This is a genomic window from Williamsia sp. M5A3_1d (assembly GCF_053345315.1).
This window is the reverse complement of the sequence record NZ_JBKEZX010000004.1, coordinates 539,965-565,813: the sequence shown is the minus strand read 5'-3', so window position 1 is coordinate 565,813 and position 25,849 is coordinate 539,965. Positions and strand designations below refer to the sequence as shown.

The following is a 25,849-nucleotide window of genomic DNA, read 5'->3' as shown; positions in this document are numbered from 1 at the left end:
CGGTCACGACCGGGGGTCGAGCACGTCGAGCATGCCCTGCACCGCCGACGGCCAGCCGAAGTCCTCGGCACGCCGACGCGCGCTGACCCGTCCGCCCGACGACAGCGCGAACACCGATCGCACGCCGTCGGCGAACTCCGCGGTGGTGTTGCCCGCGATGGCGCCGCAGCGGTCGGTCACCATCTCCGCGACCGCCGACGTGCGTGAGGCGACGACGGGTGTACCCGCGGCGAGCGACTCGAGCGCGGACAGACAGAACGTCTCGTGCGGCCCCGGGGCGAGGGCGACATCCGCGGCGGCGAGCAGCTCGGCGACCCGGGTCCGGTTGTCGAGGAACCCGGTGAACTCCACGGGGAGGCCGGCGGCGCGGCGGGTCAACGATGCCCGGCGCGGACCGTCACCCGCGATCACCAACCGCGCGTCGACCCCCGCGGCCACCAGCCCTGCGCAGGTGTCGATGCTGCGTTCGACGTGCTTCTCGATCGAGAGTCGTCCACAGTGCACGAGCAGACGCGAGGACCCGTCTCGCCAGGCGTCGACGGCGGGGGCGGTGCGACGCCGTGGATGGAACAGCTCCAGATCGACCCCGAGTGGGACGCGGTGGACGTTCGTCGCGCCGATCCGATCGAACTCGGCGCGGGCGAACGCTGTCGTGCACACCACCGCGTCGTATCCCGCCGCGGTGCGGGCGTTGGCGATGTCGGCCGCGGCGCGGGCCCACCGCGCGGGCATCACCTGTGCCAACAGACGGTCGAGGCGTTCGTGGCTGATCATCACCGACGCGATCCCGCGGCGGCGTGCCCACGGACCCAGCCCGCGCAGCGTCAACCGGTCGGACACCTCCAGCGCATCTGGGGCGAGCCCGACGAGCAGGTCGGTGACCCGCCGTGGATCGGCCACGCGATAACCGCCGGTGCCCGGGATACCGATGGCGGGCACCGTGATACGTGCCACACCCGACCCCAGGACCTCCTCCGATGCCGCCCGGCCAGGGACGATCACGGTCACGGAATGGCCGTGATCGGTGTAGCCGCGCCCGAGTTGATCGACGGCAGTGCGTAATCCGCCGGACCGCGGACCGTAGAAGTTCGCGACCTGCACGATGCGCATGGCCGCAGTGTCGCACCCGACACGACGACGTCGTGTTACGACGAGATGACCAGCCGCACAACATGTGCACAATTCGTCGCGCGTCTTTCGTGACGTCGCACAAACCTGGGTTGCGGTCACAGGAACGTCTCAGAGAACCTCGCTATCTTCCCGATATGGACACGATCACCGACAAGGAATCACGTTTGTCATGGGTGCTCGCGGGCCTGGCCGGCCTCGTGGGTGCCGCCGCCTTCACCCAAACCGGCGGCTACTTCGTCACATTCATGACCGGTAACGCCGAACGCGGCGCGCTCGGATACCTGCAGGGCCGTCCGTTCATGGCGACCGCCGCCATCCTGCTCACCCTGTCGTTCGTCGCCGGTGTGGTGGTGGCGTCGTTGTGCCGCAGGCATTTCTGGGTGAATCATCCGCACGGCGCGACCGTCCTCACCACCGGCGCGTTGGCGATCGCCACCGTCGTGGACCTGTACATGGCGGGATGGGATGCGCCTCAGCTGAATTTCGTCCCGATCATCTTCGTCGCCTTCGGTATCGGCGCACTCAACACCTCGTTCTGCAAGAACGGCGAGGTGTCGATCCCGCTCAGTTACGTGACCGGGACACTGGTGAAGATGGGGCAGGGTATCGAGCGCCACATCAGCGGCGGTCCGATCACCGCGTGGCTCGGGTACTTCCTGCTCTACGCCTCGTTCTTCGTCGGCGCAGTCGCCGGCGGGATCATCAGCCTCATCATCACCAACCCGCAGATGCTGCTCGTCGCCACGGTTATCAGCGCCGCGACGACCCTGTACACCTACTCCAGCGCCGACCGCAGCGGAGTCCTCGGCTGACAGTGGCGCCGAAACAGGTTGCCACTACTCGTATTTCGGGACCACCGCGTAGACGATGAGGTCGCGGGGCGCACCCTTGGCGCGAAAGCGCCGACGTCGCGTGATGTATTTGTCCGCGCGGGTCGCGTCGAGGGTGGAGCTGGTGGCGAGCACCTCTCCCCCGGCCGCGGCGTCGGCCACCCGGGCGGCGATGTTGACGTCGACGCCGAGATAGTCGTCGCCCTCTCTGCGCGGCTTGCCGGTGTGCAGCCCGGCCCGCAAGGCGGGTCGATAGCCGTCGACGGTGATCGCGCTGACCGCCACGCATGCCTCGTGGGCCGCCTCGATCGCCTCGGCGCCGTCGACGAAGACCGCCATCGTGCCGTCGCCGAGCGATTTGACCACCCGACCGTTGCGTCTCCGCACCACCTCGTCGGTCGCCGCGTTGACCTGGCGCAGCAGGGCGAGCACCTTGTCGTCGCCGGCGGCCAGCGCCCAGGTGGAGAATCCGACGAGATCGGTGAACAGGATGGTGACGAACTCGCTGGGCGCCTCGGTCGGGGCGCGCTTGGCGCCGATCGCCTGCCACAGCTGCACCGCGGTGAGGCCCAGTTCTCGCAGAGCGCTCGGCTGCTCGGCGGCAGCCTCTCCGATGAGCCGCGCTATGCGGTCACTGCGCCGCGTCGTGTTGCTCGACACCTCGAGGATCGGGAGCTCACCGGGTGCGACCTGTCGCGCGGTCCGTGCGGCCCGCACCACCGAATCGGTGCGGTTGACCCGCGATGCCCACCGTCGCGCGGCCTGAAATCCGTCCACGATCGCCCGTCCGGCGGTGCGCTTGTCTCCCGAATTCGCCATCGTTGAATGATCTTAATGCTGATCGGGTGACGCGCGGATCGACTGCGGTCGGTCGGGGTGTCGCGAGGTCACAGGTCGATGGTGCACTGGCCCGAGACGGTGCTGATGCAGGTCTGGATACGGTCGCCCTCGCGACTCTCGGTCCCGTTGCGCAGGTCGCGGGTGTAACCCCCGGTCAGCTGCACCACGCAGCTCTGACAGATCCCCATCCGGCATCCGAACGGCATCTGTACCCCCTGCCCCTCACCGGCCTCAAGCAGCGTGGTCGCACCGTCGATCTCCAGTGACTTGCCCGACCGGGTGAAGGTGACGGTGCCGCCCTCGCCGCCCTTGTCGGTGCGGGCGATGGCGAATCGCTCGACGTGCAGATTGTCGGCGAGTCCGGCTGCGCCCCAGGTGCGTTCGACGTCGTCGAGCATCGCGATCGGACCGCACGCCCACGTCACCCGCGTCTGCCAGTCGCCGACGCGATCGTTCAGCCGGTCGAGGTCGACCTTGCCCATCGTGCGTGTCAGTTGCAGGTCGAGGGTGTAGCCGACGCCGGCCGCCGCGAGATCTTCGAGCTCTCCGAGAAAGATGACGTCGTCGCGCGTCGGGGCCGAGTGCACGTGCACGATGTCGGGCGTCTCACCGCGCGACCGCAACCCGCGCAGCATCGAGATGACGGGGGTGATCCCGCTGCCCGCGGTGATGAAGAGGATCCTCGGCGGGGCCGGATACGGCAGCGTGAAGTCCCCTTTCGGGGCGGCGAGCCGGATGACCGTCCCAGGCTGGACACCGTCCACCAGGTGCGTCGACAGGAACCCGTCGGGGTTGGCCTTCACGGTGATGCTGATGCGCTTCTTGCGCGTCTCCCCGATGGAGGTCAGCGAGTACGACCGCCAATGCCACCGGCCCTCGATCTGCAGGCCTATGCCGACGTACTGGCCGGGTTGGTAGTTGTGCAAGAACCCCCACCCGGTCTCGATCTCGACGGTCGCGGTGTCGGTGGTCTCGCGTGTCACCGCCACGATCCGGCCGCGTAGCTCCCGGGCCGACCACAGTGGGTTGACCAGGTGCAGGTAGTCGTCGGGAAGCAACGGGGTCGTGGCCCGTGCGACGAGCCCGCGGAGCACGTTCACCCGTGGTGCCGCCGCCGAGACGTCGGCGGCGGGTCGTCGGCTCCACTTCAACAGATCCATGCTCATCCCTGTCCGTCTGTTCGCCCGATCACGACACGGTCCTCGTCGCCGAGACCCCGCAGGACCCTACCCGGCGTTGACGTCGACGCTCGGCCCCGTTGCGCAGGACGGCGAATCACTCGGTGGCGGTGGCCATCTGGCCGGTCGGCGAACCGGCTGCCGGCGGTGTCGTGTCGTCGTCGGCCTCGCGTCGGTTGGCGATGACGCTGCTGATGAAGGCCGCGCCGATGAACGCGACACCGACGAGGCCGGTGATGATCTCGTTGATGTGGTACTCGATCGAGATGAACAGGATCACCGACAGTGCGCCGATCGCCCAGTGCGCGCCGTGCTCCAGGTACCGGTATTCGGCGAGGGTGCCCTGGCGAACCAGGAACACGGTGATGGAGCGGACGAACATGGCGCCGATGAACCCGAGGCCCAGGGCGATGATGATCGGGTCGGCGGTGATCGCGAACGCTCCGATGACGCCGTCGAAGGAGAACGACGCGTCGAGCACCTCGAGGTAGAGGAACAGGAAGAACGCGGCCTTGCCGGTCGCCTTCACCAGTGTGGACGGCCCTCCGGCGGCCAACGACGCCTCGTTCGCCTCGTGGTCGGACTCGAGTTGCTCGGTGTGGAACAGCGAACCCAGGCCGTCGACGGCGATGTAGGTGATCATGCCCAGCACGCCGGCGATCATGATCGTCGCGCGGTGCTGATCGTCGGCGAGGAACTCCGCGACCAGTGTCAGGCTGCCGCCGGCGATGATCACCGCGAGCTGGTCGAGTTTGCCGATGGCCGCCAGCGGCCTCTCGAACCACGACAGCCACTTGGTGTCGCGCTCGGCGAGGATGAAGTTCAGGAACAGCATGAACAGGAACATCCCGCCGAACGCGGCGATCTGCGGATGAGCGTCGGTGAGGATCTTCTCGTAACTCGGGCTCCCGTCGGCGAAGTTCTCGGCACCGCCGGCAGGCGGGTTCATCGCCAGGTCGAACGCCCGGACGGGATCCAGTCCCGCCGTGACCCACACGATCACGAGCGGGAACAGGAGCCGCATACCGAAGACGGCGATGATGATGCCCACCGTGAGGAACATCTTCTGCCAGAACTCGCTCATCTTCTCGAGCACGGTCGCGTTGATGACCGCGTTGTCGAAGGAGAGCGAGACCTCGAGCACACCGAGGATGGCGCACAGCGCCACCGCTTCCCAGCTGCCGTAGATGAACGCCACCACCAGAGAGGCGATGGTCACCAGGATCGAGATCCCGAAGGTGCGGACAACCACGAGGAGAAGCCTTTCGGAGAGGACTAACGCGTCAGACGTTCACACCGTAGTCGCGTGCGATCCCGGCGAGACCCGAGGCATACCCCTGGCCGACCGCACGAAACTTCCACTCCGAGCCCGAGCGGTAGAGCTCACCGAAGACCATGGCCGTCTCGGTGGAGGCGTCCTCGGAGAGGTCGTAGCGGGCGAGCTCCTTGTTGTTGGCCTGATCGATGACGCGGATGAACGCGTTGCGGACCTGACCGAACGACTGCGAACGCGCGTCGGCGTCGTAGATCGACACGGGGAAGACGATGGCGTCGACCTCCGGCGGGACCGCCGACAGGTTGACCTTGATGACCTCGTCGTCACCCTCGCCCTCACCGGTGGTGTTGTCGCCGGTGTGCTCGATGGAACCGTCGGGCGAGGTGAGGTTGTTGAAGAAGATGAAGTGCTTGTCCGACAACACCTTCTTGTCGGTGCCGGCGGCGATCGCGCTGGCGTCGAGGTCGAAATCGGTACCGGTGGTGGAGCGGATGTCCCAGCCCAGACCCACCGACACCGCTGTGAGGTTCGGTGCCTCCTTGGTGAGAGAAACGTTGCCGCCCTTGCTCAAGCTGACGCCCATGTCAGTCCCTTTCTTTGGTGGTCACTGCTGTGGGTAACCGTACGTGAGATCCGACAAACCGTGCGAGGGATCCACGGGTGGAACGGACGGCGCGCGTGTGGCGTTCCCCGGCGGTGCTGCCGCACGGCGCGACGTGGCGAAACGGACGGCCCAGTACGATCGCGCTCGTGGTCAGTGGCTGGTTTCGACGCGCTCCGCGTGCGGGCGGCACCCCCACGCCGCGTTCGTCGGTGCCCGGAGCGCTCGACGGGCCCCGCGAGGCCATGGTCCGCGACTTCCTCGCACTCGACCAGCGGTTGTCCATCATCGCCGAAGGCGTCGACGCCGCGACCGCCCTCGCCACCGACCGCTCACTGTCCCGTGAGTTCGAGCCGGTACGTGCCTCGGTCTACGCGGCGATCGACTGGTACCTGAGGCTCAGCGGCCAGTCGACCGAACTCGCGTCCGCAGGGCCGGGCCTCGTCTCGGAGACCGAGTACCGACAGTGCTCCGAGGCCCTGCAGAGATCCATCACCGACCTCGACCGCTTCTATGACGCGCACTCCACCGCGATCGAGAACGCCCGCGCCGTGCGCGCCGCGGTGCCCGACGAGGCGGGGTCCACCGCACGGGCGTCGGATGCGGCGGTCGCCGCGGTCGAGGCCCTCGACCCGCGTCTGCAGGCGTACTCGTCGATCCGGGCGGCGCTGACAGAACACGCCCGCACCCGTGACGCCTTCGACCGCGCCCGCACAGCCGGTGATCCCTCGGCGATCCACACGGCCACGTCCGATCTGACCTCCGCGGTCGAGGAGTTGCGCGCGGCGGTGGCGGCCGCACCGGGCCGCGCCGAGGAGGTCCGGCGGGCCCTGGCGTCGGTGCGGACCCGCCGGTCGGCGGTCGCCACCCGCGCCCAGCGACTCCCCCAGGCATATTCGGCTCTTCTACGGGAGTTCTCGGCGGCCTGCTCGGAGGACCTCGTCGGTGACGACCGCCGCGGGGACGAGGCGCTCCGATCGGCCGACCACTTCGTCGACGCCGCCACCGAACTCCTCGCCACCGACCCCGACGCGGCCGCCGACCGCGTCGCCTCGGCGCGCAGCCGCCTCGCCGACGCCGAACAGTTCGTCGACGGCGTCACCGACCGCCTCGCGCTGCTGCGCGAGGTGCGGGCCGATCCACGCGCCCTCGAGGGTGAGGTCCGTTTCGCCATCCGCGACGCACAGTTGCTGGCGGTCGACCGCCGCCTCGTCCCGCGCTGGGGTTCGGTGCTCGATGCCGCCGCGGCGCGTGTCGAACGTGCGACCGCGGCGCTGGTCGGCACGCACCCCGACTACTGGGGATACGTGCAGGAGCTGACCTCGGTGGCCACGTTCGTCGCCGAGACGGTGGCGAAGATGAAGGGTGAGGCGCGCCGGTGACCGCCACCGGGCATCGCAGTGTCACCCACTTCCCGATGTTGTCGGCGTCGGAGTGCGGGCGCCTGTTCCACCGACCGCCCCGGGCGGTCGCGATCGACGGCGACGTCGACCTCGTGTCCACAGCGCTGGGTGCGACGCTGTACATCCCCGCCGTGCGCGACAACCTCGCCGACCTGATCGTGCGCGCCGGTGTCGCGGGTTCGGTGTCGATGGTGATCGATCTCGAGGACGCCGTCCGCGACGAGCAGGTGCAGTCGGGTGTCGCCGCGATCGTGTCGACGCTCGACGTGTTGTCGGCGCAACCGTCGGTGCCGATGGTCTTCGTGCGCGTGCGCCATCCCGGCCAGATCGACGAGGTGCTCGGTGCGATCGCCGCCGACACCGACACCCTCGCCGGTTTCGTCCTGCCGAAGTTCTCCGCCGATACCGGCCGGTCGTTCCTCGATCCGATCGTCTCGGCCAACGCGACCCGCCCGCACCGGTTGCGGGCCATGCCGATCATCGAGACCTCGCGGGTCCTGCACCTCGAGACCCGGTCGGCCGAACTGCACGCCATCGCCGAACTGCTCGCGGAGTACCGGCCGGTGATCCTCGCGGTCCGGATCGGTGCCACCGACCTCAGTGGCGCGTTCGGCATCCGTCGCGACCCCGACCTCACCATCTACGACGTCCATCCGGTCGCCTCGGTCATCGCGTCGATCGTCAACGTCCTCGGCCGTCGCGACGGCACGGGGTTCACCATCACCGGGCCGGTGTGGGAGTACTACAACGCGCACGAGCGGATGTTCCGACCGTTGTTGCGCAACACACCGTTCCGCGAGATCGACGCGGTGCGGTTCCGCAACCGCCTCGTCAGCAGGGACCTCGACGGCCTGCTGCGCGAACTGGTGCTCGACCGCGCCAACGGGCTGCAGGGAAAGACCGTCATCCACCCGACCCACGTCAACGTCGTGCACTCGGTCTGCGCGGTGTCGCACGAGGAGTTCGTCGACGCGCTCGCGGTGCTCAACATCGCCGAGTCCGACCTCGGCGATGTCGGTGTCGGTGGGTCGACGCGCTCGGTCACCGAGGCGGTCGACGCCGTGGGCGCCGCGGCGGCCGACGTGGGCGGGGTGTTGCCCTCGGAATACCGCAACAAGATGAATGAGCGCCGTCCGCACCGCAACTGGGCCATCCGGACCCTGACCCGCGCGACGGTGTTCGGGGTCACCCGACCCGAGGTCGGGGTCATCGAGCTGCTGACCGCGGTGGTGGACCGATGAGCGATCGGTGGGCCGAGACCCATCTCGGACTCCGCGCCCACCACGTCGACTCCTCGGCCGGTCACACCGTCGACGAACTCATCGTCCCGGGACTGCGCCGCAACCCGCGCCGTGCCCACCTGTGGGTGTCGACGGTGCTCGGCAAACACATCCCGGTCGCACCCTCGGTTGTCGTGCGCGCGGCCGAGGACCTCGCCGACCTCGCGGCGGCCGAGCTGTCGCGGCGCGAACTCGACACCGACATCACCGTGTTCGGGTTCGCCGAGACCGCGACGGGCCTCGGCCACTGTGTCGCGCACCGGTTGGCCGCGGCGGTCTACCTGCACTCCACCCGGCGGACACATCCGCAGACCCCGGTGTTCGCCACCTTCACCGAGGGCCACTCCCACGCCACCGACCACCGCATCATCCCGACCACCGATCACCTGCTGGAAGGCCCCGGCCCGCTGGCGCTCGTCGACGACGAGATCTCGACCGGTGCCACCGCTCTCGACGCGATCGCCTCCCTGCACGCACTTGTCCCGCGCCGGGTCTATGTCGTCGCGTCCCTGGTCGACATGCGCGGCGACGACGACCGGTCCCGATGCGCCGACGCCGCCCACGAACTCGGCGTCGACATCGTCTTCGTGAGCCTGGCGCGCGGGCGCGCGGAGATCCCCGCCGACCTCGTCGACCGCGTGCTGGCACTGCCCGCGCCGAGCTCTGTCCGTACGGCCGAGATGCCACCGGGTGCGGTCGACACCGTCGAGATCCCGTGGCCGCCGGCGGTGCCCGACGGAGGCAGGCATGGTTTCCTGGACGGCGACGAAACCGCGTTCGCCGATCAGGTGCGCCGCGCCACCAACGCCGTCGCCGAGCGCCTCGACGCGGACGTACCCGTGGTGATCATCGGGCACGAGGAGTTGATGTACCTGCCGTTGCGGATCGCCGCCGAGCTGGAACTGCGCGGGTGGGATGTCCGCTCGCAGACGACGACACGGTCACCGGCGCACGTGCTCGACGACCCCGGCTACCCCCTCCGCCACGGGATGGAGTTCCTGGCGCCCGAGGCGCGATGGTCGCCCGATGCGCCGCGACGCCACCTCTACAACGCCGCCGCCGACGAACCGGGGACACAGCGGGTGCTGGTGGTCGACACCCCGGCCGACACCGCGGAGCTGATGGCTCCCGACGGCCTCGTGGCGGCGCTCACCGCGACGGGCCGGGCGCTGCTCGTCGCCGTCGTCGGCGGCACCGACTTCACCGCACTCGCACAGAGCCGGAGCACCTCGTGACGACGACCCCGGACCCGTTGCGCGGACCGCACTTCGGCAGTTATGCCGCCGACGAGGTGGCGTGGTTGCTGACCGATCTGTCCGACCGCGATCTCGAGGCCGACATCATTCAGCGCGAGAAGGCCATCCAGGCCGGGACCGCGCACTACGCCGAATCCCTGCCCGTCGAGTTCCAGCCCGACGCCGCCTACCGGGACCTGTTCGCGACGGTGCTCGCCGACACCGCCGACACCCTCGCCACCGCGGTCGGGGTCGTCACCGAACTCGTCCTGTCCGAACGGGGAGAGGACATCGTGTTCGCATCGCTGGCGCGGGCGGGAACGCCGATCGGGATCCTGATGCGCCGATGGGCCCGCCACCGCCACGGCCTCGACCTGCCGCACTACGCCGTGTCGATCGTCCGCGACCGCGGGATCGATCCCGTTGCGCTGGAACACATCGCCGACCACCACGATCCGGCGTCGGTGGTCTTCGTCGACGGCTGGACGGGCAAGGGTGCGATCGCGAAGGAACTCGCCACGGCACTCGAGGTCGTCGCCGCGAGCGGCGGACCTCGCTTCGATCCCGACCTCGCGGTGCTCGCCGACCCGGGCCACTGCGTGCGGACCTTCGGTACCCGCGAGGACTTCCTCATCGCATCGGCGTGCCTGAACTCCACGGTGTCGGGACTCGTCTCGCGCACCGTGCTCAACGCCGACCTCATCGGGCCCCGGGACTATCACGGCGCCAAGTACTATGCCGACCTCGCCGAGGGTGACGTGTCGAACATGTTGCTGGACAAGGTGTCCGGACGATTCGATGCCGTCATCGCAGGAGTCGACGAGACCGTCGCAACGGTTCGCGGGGCGGATCGGACCCCGACGTGGACCGGGTGGCGGTCGGTCGCCGAGGTCGCGCAGCGCTACGGCATCAGTTCGGTCAACTTCGTCAAACCCGGTGTCGGGGAGACGACTCGAGTACTGCTGCGGCGCGTGCCCTGGCGCGTACTCGTCCGTGACCCCGACGCCCCCGAGCTACGCCACATCCTGGCCCTGGCACAGAGCAGGAGCGTCCCGGTGGAGGTCGTCGACGACCTCGCCTATGCGTGTATGGGCCTGATCAAGGAGATGCGATGACCGCCGTCGGAGCGACGGATCTGATCGCGACCGACCTCGATCGCACCCTGATCTACTCCGCGGCCGCGGCCGGTGTCGCGGCACCCGACGACCCGCTCGCGATGGCCGAGTTCCGCTGTGTTGAGCTCTATCGCGATGCGCCCCAGTCGTTCATGTCGCCGGCCGCGTGCGAACTGCTCACCGAACTCGACACCCTCGCCGTCGTGGTCCCCACCACGACCCGCAGCGTCGAACAGTTCCGCCGCGTCGAGCTACCCCTCGACCCCGCCCGTGGGCCGAGGTACGCCGTGGCGGCGAACGGTGGCGAGATCCTCCTCGACGGTGTCGCCGACCCTCGCTGGCGAGAAGAGGTGGAACGTCGGTTGCGCGCCGCGTGCGCGCCGGTGGAGGAGGTGTACCGGTACCTCGCCGCGGACTCCGACCCGGCGTGGCTGACGAACCTGCGCGTCGCCGACGGACTGTTCTGTTATGCCGTGGTGGACCTCCCGTCGATGCCTGCGGACGTGGTGTCGCGGTGGCGCGCGTGGGCCGAGCAGCGGGGGTGGAACGTCTCGCGTCAGGGACGCAAGATCTATGTGGTCCCCGACCCCCTCACCAAGGCGTCGGCCATCGAGGCCATCGGCGAGCGATACCTGGCCGAACCACCGCGACGGGTGTTCGCTACCGGTGACGGGGTGCTGGACATGTCGATGCTCGTCGCCGCCGACCGGTCGATACGGCCACGCCACGGCGAGCTGCAGGAACTCTCATGGCACCACCCGTCGTTGTCCGTTACGAGCAGTTCGGGCATTGCCGCCGCGTCGGAGATCCTCGAGACGCTGCTCGTGTGGACACGCACCGACCCGCCGTCGGCGCCGATGGTGACATCGGCCGCCCCGCACATCGACCTCGACGAACAGGACCGCAACTGATGGCAACCACGCTGAGCAAGGGACAGAACGGGCCCCTCGGGTCCACCGAGGTGGAGATCTCGGTCGATCTGGCCGCCGCGGGGGACCTGTCCGCGCTGCTCGTCACCGATGCGGGCAAGGTCCGCACCGACGCCGACTTCGTCTTCTTCAACCAGCCGTCCGGACCCGGGGTGACCCTCGTCGGTGGACCCGGGATCGGCACCCTCCGGCTCGACCTCACGGCCGTGCCCGCCGACATCAGCCAGATCCGCGCCGTGATCACCCTCGAGAACGGCACATTCGGTGCCGTCGCCGCACCCGTCGCCCACGTACGCGCCGGAGGTGCTGACGCGTTCGACTACCGGATCGACGGCCTGTCCTCGGAGTCGATCGTCATCGCACTGGAGGTGTACCGCCGCGGCGCCGACTGGAAGGTCCGCGCCGTCGGGCAGGGTTACGCGGGCGGCTTCGCCGCACTCGTCACCGACCACGGCGTGTCGGTCGACGACGCCCCGGCCGCCCCTGCAGCAGCGACACCGCCGCCGGCCGCGCCGACCCCGTCGGTGTCCTACAGCCGCCCGGCCCCCGCGACTCCCCCACCCGCGACCACTCCACCGCCCGCACCGGCTGCCGCGCCCACGGGCGCGCAGCCGTGGCCTTCCGCCTCCACCGGCGAGGTCAGCCTCAGCAAGGACCGACCGGTCAGCCTCACCAAGGGGCAGCGGGTGTCGCTGCAGAAGGACGGCGGGGTCGCCCTGACCCGGATCACCATGGGCCTGGGGTGGGATCCGATCCTCACCAAGAAGGGCCTCTTCGGCGGCGGACGATCGTCGAACATCGACCTCGACGCCTCGGCCATGATGTTCGCCGGCACGCAGCTCGCCGACCTCGCCTACTACGGGCAGCTGGTGAGCAAGGACGGCTCCGTGAAGCACCATGGCGACAACCTGACCGGCGAGGGTGACGGCGACGACGAGGTCATCGACGTCGACCTCACACGTATCCCGGCGCAGATCACCCAGATCCTGTTCATCGTGACCTCCTACCAGGGGCAGACCTTCGAGCAGGTCGACAACGCGTTCTGTCGCCTGGTGGATCAGTCGAACCGTGCCGAGCTCGCGCGCTACACCCTCGCGGGCGGGATGCCGTTCACCGGCATCGTGATGGCGAAGGTCTTCCGCGGCGACGGCGGATGGAAGCTGCAGGCGGTCGGCGAGGGCATGGCCGCGCGACACCCCGGCGAGGCCGCCAAGCAGATCGGGCGCTTCCTCTGACGAGTGCCGGTCAGCGCAGACGTTCGGCGTCGCCGGCCTGCGCCACCAGTCGACGGCACAGGTCGTCGAGTTCGGCGTGCGAGGCGCGTTCGGCGACCGCGGTCGCCACGTCCTCGGCCGCGCACCGCAGCTCGAACAGCCGGTCGACCAGTTCGGCGGCCTCGGTGCTCGACAGGATCACCGCATCGTCGGGCACCGAACTGCCGCCCACTGCGGCGCGCTGCTCGTAGGCCCGTTGGCGGCACGCGCGTTTGCAGTACTTGCGCCGACGGCCGGTCTCGGAATCGACCACCGGTCGGCCGCACCATGCACATGCATAGGGGCGCCGCCGACGCTCGGAGTCCATCAGCGCAGGGTACCGGTGGTGACACGGCAGGCCGTGCACCATTCGTCGGCGGTCGCGCGGTGTCGCGCCATGTGACCGGTATCGGAATGGCGGGTAGCATGGCGGTGTTCTGGCTCGTATCGACCGGTGCCGATCCGCGGCAGCACGGTCGGTCCCACGTCCCGGCGGCGCGCATCGACATCCGCATCCCCCGGTCGACGAGTCCACAGCAGAGAGGACGACACCATGGCAGATCGAGTACTCCGAGGTAGCCGACTGGGCGCGGTCAGTTACGAGACCGACCGCGACCACGACCTGGCCCCCCGCCGCATCGTGCAGTACCGCACCGACAACGGCGAACTGTTCGACGTCCCGTTCGCCGACGACGCCGAGATCCCGTCGAAGTGGCCGTGCAAGAACGGTATGGAGGGCACCATCCTCGAGGGCGCCGAGCCCGACGAGAAGAAGGTGAAGCCGCCGCGCACGCACTGGGACATGCTGCTGGAGCGTCGCAGCGAGGCCGAGCTCGAGGAGTTGTTGACCGAGCGGATGGACCTGCTCAAGCAGCGCCGTCGCGGCGTCACCACCTAGACCCCGGGTGGTCGCATCCGTCGGTCGGTCACGATCGGCGGATGCCGACCTTCTCGAGTCGGTGCTTCATACCCCACTCGAACACCTTGAAGAACGCCTCACCGATCACATCACCGCTCATCTTCGATTCGCCGATCTGGCGCTCGGTGAACGTGATCGGTACTTCGCTGACGGTGAAACCAGCCTGGATCGTGCGCCACGCCAGATCGATCTGGAAGCAGTAGCCGTGCGAGTCGACCGACGCGATGTCGATCTTCTCGAGCACCGCACGCCGATAGGCGCGGTACCCCGCGGTGATGTCACGCACGCGGACACCCAGCGCCAGCCGTGAATACGTGTTCGCGCCCTGCGACAGCAGCTTGCGGCGTTTCGGCCAGTTCACCAGTGCGCCGCCCGCGACATAACGCGACCCGATGACGAGGTCCGAGCCTGCGTTGATCCCGTCGAGCAGGCGATGCAGCTGCTCCGGTGCGTGGCTGCCGTCGGCGTCCATCTCGACCAGCACGGCGTAATCGGACTCGAGACCCCATCCGAACCCGGCTATGTACGCGCCGCCGAGGCCGCTCTTCTCGGCGCGGTGCATCACGTGGATCCGGTTGTCGGTGTCGGCCGACGCGAGCTCGTCGGCCAGGTCGCCGGTGCCGTCGGGACTCCCGTCGTCGACGACGAGCACATGGGCCGCCGGAAGCGACGCGTGGAGGCGGCCGATGATGAGCGGCAGGTTCTCGCGTTCGTTGTAGGTCGGGATGATGACGAGGGTTCCTGCGCCGTCGGGTCCGACGGGACGGGACATTTCCGGCACACCCGACGGATCGGGGGCTCCGGACGGGCCGTGGCCCTGCGGGGTCCGCGAATCCATGGGTCTCCTTCGACTCAGGTCTGCTCGCCGTTCGACCCCGTCGACGCCGCGCTCGTCAGCGGCTCGTCGCCCGAGGTCTCGGCGCGCACATGTTCGCCCAACTTAATACGCCGGACCAGCGCGACCAAAAACCCGATCAGTGCGAACACGACGAGCACGGCCTGTGGGATCTCCCCCGCGCGTGTCGCCAGGGTGCGGTTCACGTGCAACGGGATCGTCGAGACCAGCGTGCCCGGGGCGAAGAACTCGGTGCGTGAGGTCACATGGCCGTCGGGGGCGACGATGGCGCTGATGCCGCTGGTCGCCGCGACCGCCACCGCGCGGCCGTGCTCGACCGCCCGGATCTGCGACATCGCGAGCTGCTGATACGTCATCTGGGTGCGTCCGAACGTGGCGTTGTTGGTCGGGACGTAGAGGAACTGGGCCCCGGCGTCCACCGCCGACCGCGCAGACCGGTCGAAGGCGACCTCCCAACAGGTCGACACGCCCACCCGTACCGACCCCTCGGCACCCGTGACCGGGACGGTCAGCGCCGTGCTGCCGGTGCCGGCCCGGAAGTTGCCGGCCTTGTCGGCGTAGGAGGAGAAGTGACGGAAGAACGACCGCCACGGCAGGTACTCGCCGAACGGTTGCACGATGTGCTTGTCGTAGCGACCGATCGGGCCGTTCGCCCCGTCCCACACCAGGACGGTGTTGGTGGGCCGACCGTCGGCGTTGCCGATGAGCGTGCCCACGAGGATCGGCGCCCCGACCGCGCGGGAGGCGGCCGTGATCTCCTCGGCGGCGTCGGAGTTGTCGAGCGGATCGATGTCGGAGGCGTTCTCCGGCCACAGCACGACATCGGGTCGGGGCTGGGTCCCGGCGCGGATCGCCTCGGCCAATCGCAGTGTCTCGGCGACGTGGTTGTCGAGAACCGCGCGGCGCTGGGAGTTGAAATCGAGACCCAGCCGCGGCACGTTGCCCTGGATCGCGGCGATGGTGAGTGTCGAACCCGCCCGGTCGGCGGGGGTGTTCGCGGCGTGCACCGACGGCCACATCGCGGCGGCGGCGATCGGTCCCACCGCGAGCGCGGCGACCGCACCGACCACCCGCGTGCGGATGCGAGGTGGACGGGTGACCGCGACGATGGCCACGGCGGCGACACCGGCGCCGGTGAGCGCCACGACGAACGACAGCCCGGGCACCCCGCCCAGGGCCGCGATGGACGTCAACGGACTGTCGACCTGACCGAAGGCCGTTGCCCCCCAGGGGAAGCCGCCGAACGGGAACGACGATCGTGCCCACTCGATGGCCACCCAGCACAGGGCGAACCACAGTGGCGCGGCGCCCAATCGCATCGTGAGCGTGGCGATCGCGCCGAAGAGGGCGAGGTAGAGCGCGAGGACGATCGACAGTGCGACCCACGGCAAGGGCCCCACGTAGACGCCGATCCACGGGAGCAGCGGGAGCCAGAAGGCGGTGCCCCAGACGAATCCGCACCAGGTGCCCACCCGGATCCCCGGCCGAGCCACCGCGAGCGACGCGTACAGCAGACCCAGCGAGACGACGCCGAAGAACCAGAGGTTGCGCGGTGGGAACGACGCCCACATCGCGACCCCACCCGCTGCGGCTGTCCCAGTCCGGATCAGCAGGGCGCGGGTCATCAGCTCGGCCTGCGGTAGATGACCTCGCCCGCCCGCACCGTGCGCAGGCAGACAGGCAGATCGACGCCGGGGGTGACATCGGGCAGCGCCGGGACGCGCGACCGCGGATCGGTCGACCAGCGGGCGACGCTGTCCGAGGACCCGGCGGTGACCATCTCCCCCACCTCCCACACGGCGTAGTCGGCGGGTGCACCCGGCACGAGGGTGCCGCGATCGCGGTCGGTGTCCCCGGCGGCACGCCACCCGCCGCGGGTGCAGGCCGCGAACGCGGCGCGCGGCGAGACGGCGTTGTCGGGGTTGTGGTGGTGGACGGCGGCGCGGATCTGCTCCCAGGGGTGGATCGCGGTGACCGGCGCGTCGGAGCTGAAGGCCAGGGTGACCCCGGCGCGTGCGAGGGCGGCGAAATCGTTCAGGGTGGTGCCCCGCGGCAGTCCCAGCCGCTGTTCGTAGAGATCGCCGGGTCCGCCCCACAGGGCGTCGAAGATCGGTTGCATGCTCGCGGTGACCCCGGCGCGTGCCAGCACCTCGGCCGCGGCGGCGTCGACCATCTCGGCGTGCTCGATGCGGTGACCGCACCGCGCGACCGCCGCCGACCCCATCTCGTCGATCAGGGTGGTGAACGCGCGCACGACGCAGGCGGTGGCCCCGTCGCCGATGAGGTGGAAGCCCGCCTGCACACCGGCCTCGGTGCAGGCCCGCAGGTGGGCCAACACCGTGTCGTCGTCGAGATAGTCCACACCGTGGTTGTCGACGTCGTCGGAGTACGCGTGACACAGCCACGCCGTGTGCGATCCGATCGCGCCGTCGATGAACAGGTCGCCGGCCAGGCCGTCGGCACCGGTGGCGTGCATCAGCGCACGGGCGTCGTCGGCGGTCGCCACGGCCTGCCCCCAGAGCCGTCGTACCCCGACGGGGTGGTCGAGGTCGGCGATGGCGGCGAAGTCGTTGAGCCCGCTGATGTCGGGGCCACCGTTCTCGTGGACCATCACCACGCCGTGCGCCACCGCCTCGTCGAGCGCGCGCAGCTGGGCGCGGCGACGCTGGGTCGGCGTCAGCAGCTCGCGGGCGGCCCCGCGGACCAGGTGGTGCGCCTCGGCGGTGAGCGGTTGCTGTGGGTCGTACCCGTGGGCCTCGTCGACCCCGGCGGCGATCAGCCGCAGCGCCGAGGAGGCCACCGCGGAGTGCTCGTCGATGCGGGCGAGGTAGACGGGACGGTCACCGACGATGGCGTCGACCTCGTCGGTGGTGGGGCTGGCGTGATCGGTCCACTGCGAGTCGTCCCACCCCAGACCCCAGATCAGGTCGCCGTCGGGGGTGTCGGCCGCGTGGGCGCGGAGCATGTCGAGGCACTGCGCCCGGCTGGTGGCCTCAGAGAGATCCAGTCCGGCGAGCGACAGGCCCGTCGAGGTGAGGTGGACGTGGGAGTCCACGAACGCCGGGGCGACGAAAGCGCCCGCGAGATCGTCGATCTCGGCGTCGGGGTGCAGGGCGCGGCCGACGCGGTCGGATCCGATCCAGGAGATGACGCCGTCGGTGACGGCCATCGCGGTCGCGTCCGGAGAGAGCGGCGAATAGATGTGCCCGCCGACGAACAGTTCAGTTCCCACGGGGGACCAGTCTGCCCTGTGCGCGCGGGAGTCCCGGCGTCAGGCCGCTCAGCGGAGAGAACGCCACCCCGGGGTGGCACCGGGGGACGCGGGGTGTGTCGGGTCGACGACCTCGCCCTCGACGACGATCCCGCGGCCGGCGGCGGCGCCGTAGCGGTTCATCGCCGTGACCACGCGACGGGCGCCGAGCGCGGCCACCAGCGGTCGCGCCAGTGCGCGGACCGGTCCGAGGAGCAGCGCGATGCCGAGCACCGTGCTCACGATGCCGGGCAAGAACAGCAGGAACACCGAACCCGCCAGCAACGCGGTGTCGGCGAGCGGGCGCGCGGAGTCAGTGGAACCGTCTGCGGCGGAACGCAGTTCGGCGAACACCCGTGCGCCCTGACGACGCAGCAACGCAACGCCGACGACGACCGCGGCGAAGGTCGCGAGCAACGTCCACCAGAACCCGATCGCGTACACCAGACCGACGAACGCGCCGATCTCGACGAGCAGGTAGGTGGCGAACACGGCGAGCTTCATGGCGATCAGTCCTCGATTGATGTGGTGGAGTACCCGGTCAACGAACGAGCTGTCGATTTTTCTCCCGGATCCACATCACTGCTGGGAGTCGTCTACCCGTCGCCCTCGATGTCGCCCTCGGTCTCGAGGAAGACCTGCTGCAACTGAGCGAGCAGTTCCGGCGGCGGCTGCGACCACAGCTCCCGCCCGGCGGCCTCGAGGAGCCGTTCGGCGATCCCGTGCAGCGCCCACGGGTTCGACTCGGACATGAACTTCCGGTTGGTCTCGTCGAGGACATAGGTCTCGGTGAGTTTCTCGTACATCCAGTCCTGCACCACGCCGGTGGTCGCGTCGTAGCCGAACAGGTAGTCGACGGTGGCGGCCATCTCGAACGCGCCCTTGTAGCCGTGGCGCCGCATGGCGTCGAGCCATCGCGGGTTGATGACACGGGCCCGGAACACCCGCGCCGTCTCCTCCGCCAGTGTGCGTGTGCGCACCGACTCGGGTCGGGTGCTGTCGCCGATGTAGGCCTCGGGTGACTTCCCGGTCAGCGACCGCACGGTCGCGACCATGCCGCCGTGGTACTGGAAGTAGTCGTCGGAATCGGCGATGTCGTGTTCGCGGGTGTCGGTGTTCTTCGCCGCGACGGCGATCCGCCGGTACGCGGTGCGCATGTCGTCGGCGGCCGGGACGCCGTCGAGGCCGCGTCCGTAGGCGAAGCCGCCCCACGTCGTGTAGACCTCGGCGAGGTCGGTGTCGCTGCGCCAGTTCTTGCTGTCGACCAGCTGCAGCAGTCCGGCTCCGTACGAGCCGGGCTTGGAACCGAAGATGCGGGTGGTGGCGCGTCTCTCATCGCCGTGGTCGGCGAGATCGGCCTGCGCGTGGGCGCGGACATAGTTCGACTCGTGCGGTTCGTCGAGATCGGCCACGAGACGGACCGCATCGTCGAGCATGGCCAGCACGTGCGGGAACGCGTCACGGAAGAATCCGCTGATGCGCACGGTGACGTCGATACGGGGTCGCTTCAACTCCTCGAGGCCGATGGGTTCGAGCCGGACGACGCGTCGCGAGCCCTCGTCCCACACCGGCAGCACCCCGAGCAGGGCGAACACCTCGGCGATGTCGTCGCCGGAGGTCCGCATGGCGCTGGTCCCCCAGATCGACAGACCCACCGACTGCGGATACTCGCCGTGGTCGGTGAGGTACCGGTCGATCAGCGACTCGGCCATCAGCTGGCCGGTCTCCCACGCCAGGCGCGACGGGATCGCCTTGGGGTCGACCGAGTAGAAGTTCCGGCCGGTCGGCAGCACGTTGATGAGCCCGCGCAGCGGCGACCCGCTGGGACCCGACGGGATGAAGCCCCCGTTCAGTGCGTGCAGGACCCGGTCGACCTCGCCGTCGGTCTGGCGTAGCCGCGGGACGACCTCGGTGGCCGCGAACTCGAGGATGCGGGCCACGGTCTCCCGCTGCGCCGCGTCGTCCAGCGACGCCACCACGGAGTCCACGGCGTCCACCGACCAGTCCGTGTCGGCCATCGCCACGATGAGGTCGCGGGCACGGACCTCGATCTCGTCGACCCGTACACGCGCCTCGTCGCCGTCCTCGGACAGTCCGAGTGCCTCACGCAGTCCGGGAACGCTCCGCTCGCCACCCCACATCTGGCGTGCGCGCAGCATCGCGAGCACCATGTCGATCTCGGATTCGCCGCGGGGCGCCTCGCCGAGCACGTGCAGACCGTCGCGGATCTGGACGTCCTTGATCTCGCAGAGCCAGCCGTCGACGTGCAGCAGCATGTCGTCGAACACCTCCTCGGCCGGCCGCTCCTCGAGGCCGAGATCGGTGTGCATCTGCGCCGCGGTCATCAGCGTCCAGATCTGCTGACGGATGGCGGGCAGTTTCACCGGGTCGAGGGTGGTGATGTTGGAGTGTTCGTCGAGGAGCTGCTCGAGACGGGTGATGTCGCCGTAGCTCTCGGCGCGCGCCATCGGCGGGATGAGGTGATCGACGAGCGTCGCGTGCGCGCGGCGCTTGGCCTGGGTGCCCTCGCCGGGGTCGTTGACCAGGAACGGGTAGATCAGCGGCAGGTCGCCGAGTGCGGCGTCGGTGCCGCACGACGCCGACATGGCGAGGGTCTTGCCGGGTAGCCACTCGAGGTTGCCGTGCTTGCCGATGTGGACGATCGCGTCGGCTCCGAAACCGCCGCGATCGGCCGGCGCGGCCACCCACCGATAGGCCGCGAGGTAGTGGTGGCTCGGCGGCAGGTCGGGGTCGTGATAGATCGCGATCGGGTTCTCGCCGAACCCGCGCGGCGGCTGCACCATCAGCAGGACGTTCGCGAACCGCAGTGCGGCGATGACGATCTCACCCTCGGGATCCGAGGACCGGTCGACGTAGAGCTCGCCTGGCGGCGGTCCCCAGTGGTCGACGACCCGCGCCCGGAAGTCCTCGGGGAGGGTCGTGAACCACTCGCGGTACAGCGCCGCCGAGATGCGGACGGGATTGCGCTCCATCTTCTCGGCGGAGAGCCAGTCGGGGTCCTGTCCCCCGGCCGCGATGAGGGCGTGGATCAGCGCGTCGCCGTCGCCGGCGGCCAGGCCGGGCACCGCGTCGTCGCCATATTCGGGCCCCATGTCGTACCCGGCGGCCCGCATCGCGCGCAGCACCCCGATGGTGCTGGCCGGGGTGTCGAGGCCGACGGCGTTGCCGATGCGTGCGTGCTTGGTCGGATAGGCCGAGAGCATCAGGGCGACGCGCTTGTCGGCGGGGGCGATGTGGCGCAACCGCGCGTAGCGGGTCGCGATGCCGGCGACGCGCGCGCACCGCTCCGGGTCGGGCACGTAGGTGCTCAGTCCCTCGGCGTCGATCTCCTTGAACGAGAACGGGACGGTGATGATCCGTCCGTCGAACTCGGGCACCGCGACCTGTGTGGCGACATCGAGCGGGGTCATGCCGTCGTCGCCGTCGGCCCAGGTGGCACGACTGCTGGTCAGGCACAGGCCCTGCAGGATCGGCACGTCGAGGGCGGCGAGTTCGGCGACGTCCCAGGCCTCGTCGTCGCCGCCGGCGGTCACGCCCGCCGGTCGGGTCCCGCCTGCGGCGAGCACCGTCACGACCATGGCGTCGGCGGCGCGCAGCGTGTCGAGCAGTTCCGGTGGGGCGGCACGCAACGACGCGCAGAAGATCGGGAGCGGTCGTGCGCCGTGGGCGACGATCGCGTCGCAGAGGGCGTGGATGTAGCCGGTGTTCCCCGACAGGTGCTGCGCTCGGTAGAACAGCACCGCGACCGTCGGGCCGGTCACATCGGTGTGATGGCGTTCCAGGATCCCCCAGGTCGGGGTGGACTTCGGTGGCTCGAACCCGTGACCGGTCAACAGCACCGTGTCGGACAGGAACCAGCTCAGCTGCAGCAGGTTCTCGGGTCCGCCCTCGGCGAAGTACTGGTGGGCCTGCGAGGCCACGTTGGCGGGAACGGTCGACAGCTCCATCAGCGCTGCGTCGGGGGCCATCTCGCCGCCGAGCATCACCAGGGGTACGCCCGAGGCCAGCACCGTGGCCACCCCCGACTCCCACATCTGCCGCCCGCCGAGGATCCGCACGATGACGAGGTCGGCGGCGTCGAGCATGGCCGGGAGGTCGTCGGTGACGCTGATGCGGTTGCAGTTCGCCCAGGTGTACTCGCCGCCGGAGGATCGCGCACTGGACAGATCGGTGTCCGAGGTGGACAACAGCAGGATCACGGGTCGTGCCTCCCTTGGGGTTTCGCGCCCCGGTGGTGGTGTGGAACTCCAGGTGAGCGGATCGGGTCTGACTTCCTGCGTCGCCGCAGGTCACAGTGGCGCGACCGCACCGGTTTCCCACCGGTTTCCGCACCGCTCTGCCGGAGACGATACGGGCCCCGGCCCCTGCGGTCGTACCGTGGACGCCGTGACCACCCCGCCCGATCCCGCAGCTCGGACCCGCGCCGACGACGCCTGCCCGGGTGCACTGACGCTGCATCAGGCCGCCGACGGTCCGCTGGCGCGGGTCCGATTGCCCGGCGGTGTGCTCACCCCGGCGCAGCTCGCGGTGCTCGCCGCCGCGGCCGACGAGCTGTCGAATGGAGAACTCGAACTCACCAGCCGGGGAAACGTGCAGCTCCGGGCGGTGCGGGACCCCGACGCGCTCGCTCAGCGACTCGCCGACGCCGGGCTGCTGCCGTCGGAGACCCACGAACGGGTGCGCAACATCCTCGCTTCGCCGCTGGCCGGACGGGTCGGGTCGGGACCCGGCGTCGCGGGTATCGTCGCCGGCCTCGACGAGGGGCTGCGCGCCGACCCTGACCTCGCCGATCTCCCCGGTCGGATCCTGTTCACCGTGGACGACGGATCCGGCGACGTCACCGGGCTCGGCCCCGACATCGGTGTCCACGCTGTCGGCGACGAGTTCGCGCTCGTCCTCGCGGGCGCCGACACCGGCGTGCGGGTCGCGGCCGAGTCAACGGTCGAGACCATGTTGGCCGCGGCGCGCGCCTTCCTCCGCGAACGCGATCGTCAGTGGCGGCTCGCCGAACTGCCGAACGGTGTCACCGCCGTGCTCGAGCACACCGGTCTGACCGCCGGCACCGACCCCGTCGAACTCGCGGCTCCGGGCTCGGCGCCCGCGGGCTGGTTCGACCAGGCCGACGCCCGCGTCGCGCTGGGTGCGGTCCTGGCGCACGGGATCCTCCCCGCGCGGGTGGCCACCGTGATCGCGGCCGTGGACAAGCCCGTCATCGTCACGCCCTGGAGGTCGCTCCTGCTGGTCGACCTCACCGAGGACGAGGCCGAGGCGGTGGTGCGGGTGCTGGCGCCGATGGGACTGATCTTCGACGCCAACTCGCCGTGGGCCCAGGTCAGCTCCTGTGTGGGGGCACCCGGGTGCGCCAAGTCACACGCCGACGTCCGTACCGATCTCGAGTTCGCCGTCGACGCGGGTACGGCCGGGCGTAGCGGGCGCGAACACTGGGTCGGATGTGACCGCGCGTGCGGCAGTCCCCCGTCGGAGCACCTCCGGGTCACGGCGACGGGCGAGGGATACGACGGTCAGAGGGTCGACGGCTCGCGGCTATCGTGAGATCCGACATGTACTCCTACATCCACGACGGCGCCGAGATCTACCGGCAGTCGTTCGCGACCATCCGTGCCGAATCCGACCTCTCCGCGTTCGACGACGACACCGAGACCGTCGTCGTCCGGATGATCCATGCGTGCGGGCAGACCGACCTCACCACCGACGTCGTCGCGACCCCCGGTGTGGTCGCCGCGGCACGGACCGCGCTGCGCAGCGGTGCGCCGATCCTGTGCGACGCCACCATGGTCGCCTCGGGTGTCACCCGCCGACGCCTGCCGGTCGACAACGACGTCGTGTGCCTGCTCGGTGATCCACGGACACCGCCGCTCGCCGAAGCGCTGCACACCACCCGGACCGCGGCCGCGGTCCACCTCTGGGAGCCGATTCTCGAGGGCGCGGTGGTCGGTATCGGCAACGCCCCCACCGCGCTGTTCGCGCTGCTCGAGCAGATCGACGCGGGCGGTCCTCGTCCTGCCGCGATCGTCGGCGCCCCGGTCGGGTTCATCGGTGCCGCGGAATCCTGTGCGGCGCTGGCCGAGCGGACCGATCTCGAGTTCATCACCGTCCTCGGACGCCGCGGCGGTTCGGCGATCACCGCCGCCGCGCTCAACGCGTTGGCGAGCCCGGTCGAGTGACCCCCGAGGGGATCGACGCCGCGCCCGGCGCCGGGAAGCTGTGGGGGGTCGGCCTCGGACCCGGCGACAGCGAGCTGGTGACGGTGAAGGCCGCGCGCATCATCGCCGACGCCGACGTGGTCGCCTATCACTCTGCGCGTCATGGACGTTCGATCGCCCTGGGGGTCGCGACCCCGTACCTGCGCGAGGGGCAACTCCACGAGAAACTCGTGTACCCGGTCACCACGGGCACCACCGATCACCCCGGCGGCTACCGCGGAGCACTCGAGGAGTTCTACACCGAATCCGCGGAGCGGCTGGCCGTCCATCTGCGCGCCGGACGAACGGTTGCCCTTCTCGCCGAGGGTGATCCGCTGTTCTACAGCAGCTACATGCACATGCACAAGCGCCTCGTCGACGAGTTCGACGCCGAGATCGTCCCCGGGGTCACCTCGGTGAGTGCCAGCACCGCCGCCGTCGGGATCCCCTGGGTGGAGGCCGACGAGACCACCACCGTGCTGCCCGGGACCATGGAGCGCGACGAACTGGTGCGTCGACTGCGTGACAGCGACGCCGTCGCGATCATGAAGCTGGGCCGCACCTTCCCCACCGTCCTCGAGGCACTGGAGACCGCCGGCCTCGCCGACCGCGCCTGGTACATCGAGCGGGCCTCGACCGCCACGCAGCGCGTGGTGCCGGTGCGCGACGTCGACCCGACCTCGGTCCCGTACTTCTCGATGATCGTGGTACCCGGAGTCATCAACGGCGTCGTCAACCACCCCGGGGCCTCCCCCGCGGCCGCCGCCGACCCTGTGGGCGGCGAGGTGGTGGTGGTCGGTCTGGGCCCCGGCGCGCAACGCTGGACCACCCCCGAGGTGCTCGACGAACTCGCCTGCGCCACCGACATCGTCGGCTACAAGACCTACCTCGCCCGGATCTCACCGCGCCCCGGACAGCGGATGCACGCCAGCGACAACAAGGTGGAATCCGAACGCGCCTGCATGGCACTCGATCTCGCTGCCCGCGGCGCGCGCGTGGTGGTGGTGTCCTCGGGTGACCCCGGGGTGTTCGCGATGGCGTCGGCGGTGGTCGAGATGTCGGCGGAATCGCCGTGGACCGGTGTCCCCGTCCGCGTGGTGCCCGGGGTGACCGCGGCCAACGCGGTCGCCGCGGCGGTCGGCGCGCCCCTGGGCCACGACTACGCCGTCATCTCCCTGTCGGACCGCCTCAAGCCCTGGGACACCATCGAACGTCGCATCCGCGCCGCGGTGGCCGCCGATCTCGTGATCGCGATCTACAACCCGGGCTCGGCCAGCCGCACCTGGCAGGTCGAGGCGTTGCGCGAGATCCTGCTCGCCGAGGTCGGCGCCGAGCGGCCGGTGATCGCCGGTCGTGACGTCGGCGGACCCGAACAGGCGGTGTCGATGACCACCGTGGGAGCACTCGACCCCGCGAGTGTCGACATGCGCACCCTGCTCATCATCGGCTCGTCGACCACGCAGATCGTCGACCGGCCGGCCGGCGCTGCGGTGTTCACCTCACGCCGCTACGGCGACACCTGAGCTGCG

The 25,849-nt window shown here is 69.9% G+C and carries 22 protein-coding genes; 11 read left to right on the top strand and 11 right to left on the bottom strand.

Annotation, left to right across the window (positions count from 1 at the left end; all coding sequences use genetic code 11):
• Nucleotides 1–3 precede the first annotated feature (3 nt).
• A complete protein-coding gene (locus ACLBW1_RS19545; protein WP_447813439.1) occupies nucleotides 4–1,110 on the bottom strand; it encodes a glycosyltransferase in 1,107 nt (368 codons plus the stop codon).
• Between the two features lie 155 nt (nucleotides 1,111–1,265).
• Here ACLBW1_RS19545 and ACLBW1_RS19540 point away from each other — a divergent pair, with 155 nt between their 5' ends.
• Entirely contained in the window at nucleotides 1,266–1,943 is a 678-nt protein-coding gene (locus ACLBW1_RS19540) for a YoaK family protein (protein ID WP_447813438.1), read from the top strand.
• 24 nt (nucleotides 1,944–1,967) lie between these two features.
• Here the strand turns inward: ACLBW1_RS19540 and ACLBW1_RS19535 are convergent, their stop codons facing one another.
• The 4 genes from ACLBW1_RS19535 to ACLBW1_RS19520 form a co-directional block, all read right to left on the bottom strand.
• On the bottom strand, nucleotides 1,968–2,780 hold the full coding sequence (locus ACLBW1_RS19535; protein ID WP_447813437.1) for an adenylate/guanylate cyclase domain-containing protein: 813 nt from the start codon (nucleotides 2,778–2,780) through the stop codon (nucleotides 1,968–1,970).
• Between the two features lie 68 nt (nucleotides 2,781–2,848).
• The gene (locus ACLBW1_RS19530; protein ID WP_447813636.1) at nucleotides 2,849–3,961 is read right to left on the bottom strand and encodes a ferredoxin reductase; all 1,113 of its coding nucleotides are present in this window, start codon (nucleotides 3,959–3,961) and stop codon (nucleotides 2,849–2,851) included.
• Nucleotides 3,962–4,076: 115 nt separating this feature from the next.
• Nucleotides 4,077–5,231, bottom strand: a complete 1,155-nt coding sequence (locus tag ACLBW1_RS19525; protein WP_447813436.1) for a DUF475 domain-containing protein — start codon at nucleotides 5,229–5,231, stop codon at nucleotides 4,077–4,079.
• Between the two features lie 31 nt (nucleotides 5,232–5,262).
• The gene (locus tag ACLBW1_RS19520; protein WP_447813435.1) at nucleotides 5,263–5,838 is read right to left on the bottom strand and encodes a TerD family protein; all 576 of its coding nucleotides are present in this window, start codon (nucleotides 5,836–5,838) and stop codon (nucleotides 5,263–5,265) included.
• Between the two features lie 167 nt (nucleotides 5,839–6,005).
• Between ACLBW1_RS19520 and ACLBW1_RS19515 the strand changes: the two genes are divergently transcribed.
• From ACLBW1_RS19515 to ACLBW1_RS19490, 6 genes are read left to right on the top strand one after another with little or no spacing between them, the layout of a single operon-like run.
• Nucleotides 6,006–7,238 (top strand): hypothetical protein, encoded by a 1,233-nt coding sequence (locus tag ACLBW1_RS19515; RefSeq protein WP_447813434.1) that lies wholly within the window; start codon nucleotides 6,006–6,008, stop codon nucleotides 7,236–7,238.
• Between the two features lie 35 nt (nucleotides 7,239–7,273).
• Nucleotides 7,274–8,500: an HpcH/HpaI aldolase/citrate lyase family protein gene (locus tag ACLBW1_RS19510; protein WP_447813635.1), complete on the top strand. Its 1,227-nt coding sequence runs from the start codon at nucleotides 7,274–7,276 to the stop codon at nucleotides 8,498–8,500.
• Nucleotides 8,497–9,774 carry a phosphoribosyltransferase family protein gene (locus ACLBW1_RS19505; RefSeq protein WP_447813433.1) on the top strand — a complete coding sequence of 426 codons (1,278 nt, stop codon included), beginning with the start codon at nucleotides 8,497–8,499 and terminating at the stop codon, nucleotides 9,772–9,774. The genes ACLBW1_RS19510 and ACLBW1_RS19505 overlap by 4 nt, the downstream gene beginning before the upstream one ends.
• Complete coding sequence (locus ACLBW1_RS19500; RefSeq protein ID WP_447813432.1) at nucleotides 9,771–10,889, top strand: cysteine protease StiP family protein; 1,119 nt, start codon at nucleotides 9,771–9,773, stop codon at nucleotides 10,887–10,889. Before ACLBW1_RS19505 ends, ACLBW1_RS19500 begins: the two co-directional genes overlap by 4 nt.
• Complete coding sequence (locus ACLBW1_RS19495; RefSeq protein WP_447813431.1) at nucleotides 10,886–11,800, top strand: HAD family hydrolase; 915 nt, start codon at nucleotides 10,886–10,888, stop codon at nucleotides 11,798–11,800. The genes ACLBW1_RS19500 and ACLBW1_RS19495 overlap by 4 nt, the downstream gene beginning before the upstream one ends.
• Nucleotides 11,800–13,053 (top strand): TerD family protein, encoded by a 1,254-nt coding sequence (locus tag ACLBW1_RS19490; protein ID WP_447813430.1) that lies wholly within the window; start codon nucleotides 11,800–11,802, stop codon nucleotides 13,051–13,053. The genes ACLBW1_RS19495 and ACLBW1_RS19490 overlap by 1 nt, the downstream gene beginning before the upstream one ends.
• A 10-nt stretch (nucleotides 13,054–13,063) precedes the next feature.
• Here ACLBW1_RS19490 and ACLBW1_RS19485 read toward each other — a convergent pair whose 3' ends face one another.
• Nucleotides 13,064–13,399: a hypothetical protein gene (locus ACLBW1_RS19485; RefSeq protein ID WP_447813429.1), complete on the bottom strand. Its 336-nt coding sequence runs from the start codon at nucleotides 13,397–13,399 to the stop codon at nucleotides 13,064–13,066.
• Nucleotides 13,400–13,624: 225 nt separating this feature from the next.
• On the opposite strand from ACLBW1_RS19485, the gene ACLBW1_RS19480 reads away from it, so the two are divergent.
• Nucleotides 13,625–13,969: an RNA polymerase-binding protein RbpA gene (locus tag ACLBW1_RS19480; RefSeq protein WP_045822805.1), complete on the top strand. Its 345-nt coding sequence runs from the start codon at nucleotides 13,625–13,627 to the stop codon at nucleotides 13,967–13,969.
• A 28-nt stretch (nucleotides 13,970–13,997) separates the two neighbouring features.
• Here ACLBW1_RS19480 and ACLBW1_RS19475 read toward each other — a convergent pair whose 3' ends face one another.
• The 5 genes from ACLBW1_RS19475 to cobN all read right to left on the bottom strand — a co-directional run bounded on the left by ACLBW1_RS19475 (nucleotide 13,998) and on the right by cobN (nucleotide 22,316).
• A complete protein-coding gene (locus ACLBW1_RS19475) occupies nucleotides 13,998–14,762 on the bottom strand; it encodes a polyprenol monophosphomannose synthase (protein WP_447813634.1) in 765 nt (254 codons plus the stop codon).
• A gap of 80 nt (nucleotides 14,763–14,842) precedes the next feature.
• The gene (gene lnt / locus ACLBW1_RS19470) at nucleotides 14,843–16,471 is read right to left on the bottom strand and encodes an apolipoprotein N-acyltransferase (protein ID WP_447813428.1); all 1,629 of its coding nucleotides are present in this window, start codon (nucleotides 16,469–16,471) and stop codon (nucleotides 14,843–14,845) included.
• The gene (locus tag ACLBW1_RS19465) at nucleotides 16,471–18,078 is read right to left on the bottom strand and encodes an amidohydrolase (RefSeq protein WP_447813427.1); all 1,608 of its coding nucleotides are present in this window, start codon (nucleotides 18,076–18,078) and stop codon (nucleotides 16,471–16,473) included. Before ACLBW1_RS19465 ends, lnt begins: the two co-directional genes overlap by 1 nt.
• Before the next feature lie 48 nt (nucleotides 18,079–18,126).
• The gene (locus tag ACLBW1_RS19460; RefSeq protein ID WP_447813426.1) at nucleotides 18,127–18,600 is read right to left on the bottom strand and encodes an FxsA family protein; all 474 of its coding nucleotides are present in this window, start codon (nucleotides 18,598–18,600) and stop codon (nucleotides 18,127–18,129) included.
• A 92-nt stretch (nucleotides 18,601–18,692) separates the two neighbouring features.
• Nucleotides 18,693–22,316, bottom strand: coding sequence for a cobaltochelatase subunit CobN (cobN, locus tag ACLBW1_RS19455; protein WP_447813425.1), 3,624 nt, complete (start codon nucleotides 22,314–22,316; stop codon nucleotides 18,693–18,695).
• A gap of 187 nt (nucleotides 22,317–22,503) precedes the next feature.
• Between cobN and cobG the strand changes: the two genes are divergently transcribed.
• From cobG to ACLBW1_RS19440, 3 genes are read left to right on the top strand one after another with little or no spacing between them, the layout of a single operon-like run.
• Nucleotides 22,504–23,670 (top strand): precorrin-3B synthase, encoded by a 1,167-nt coding sequence (cobG, locus tag ACLBW1_RS19450; RefSeq protein ID WP_447813424.1) that lies wholly within the window; start codon nucleotides 22,504–22,506, stop codon nucleotides 23,668–23,670.
• Nucleotides 23,671–23,678: 8 nt separating this feature from the next.
• Nucleotides 23,679–24,302, top strand: coding sequence for a precorrin-8X methylmutase (locus ACLBW1_RS19445; RefSeq protein WP_447813423.1), 624 nt, complete (start codon nucleotides 23,679–23,681; stop codon nucleotides 24,300–24,302).
• Entirely contained in the window at nucleotides 24,299–25,843 is a 1,545-nt protein-coding gene (locus ACLBW1_RS19440) for a precorrin-2 C(20)-methyltransferase (protein ID WP_447813422.1), read from the top strand. The genes ACLBW1_RS19445 and ACLBW1_RS19440 overlap by 4 nt, the downstream gene beginning before the upstream one ends.
• The last annotated feature ends 6 nt before the right edge of the window (nucleotides 25,844–25,849 follow it).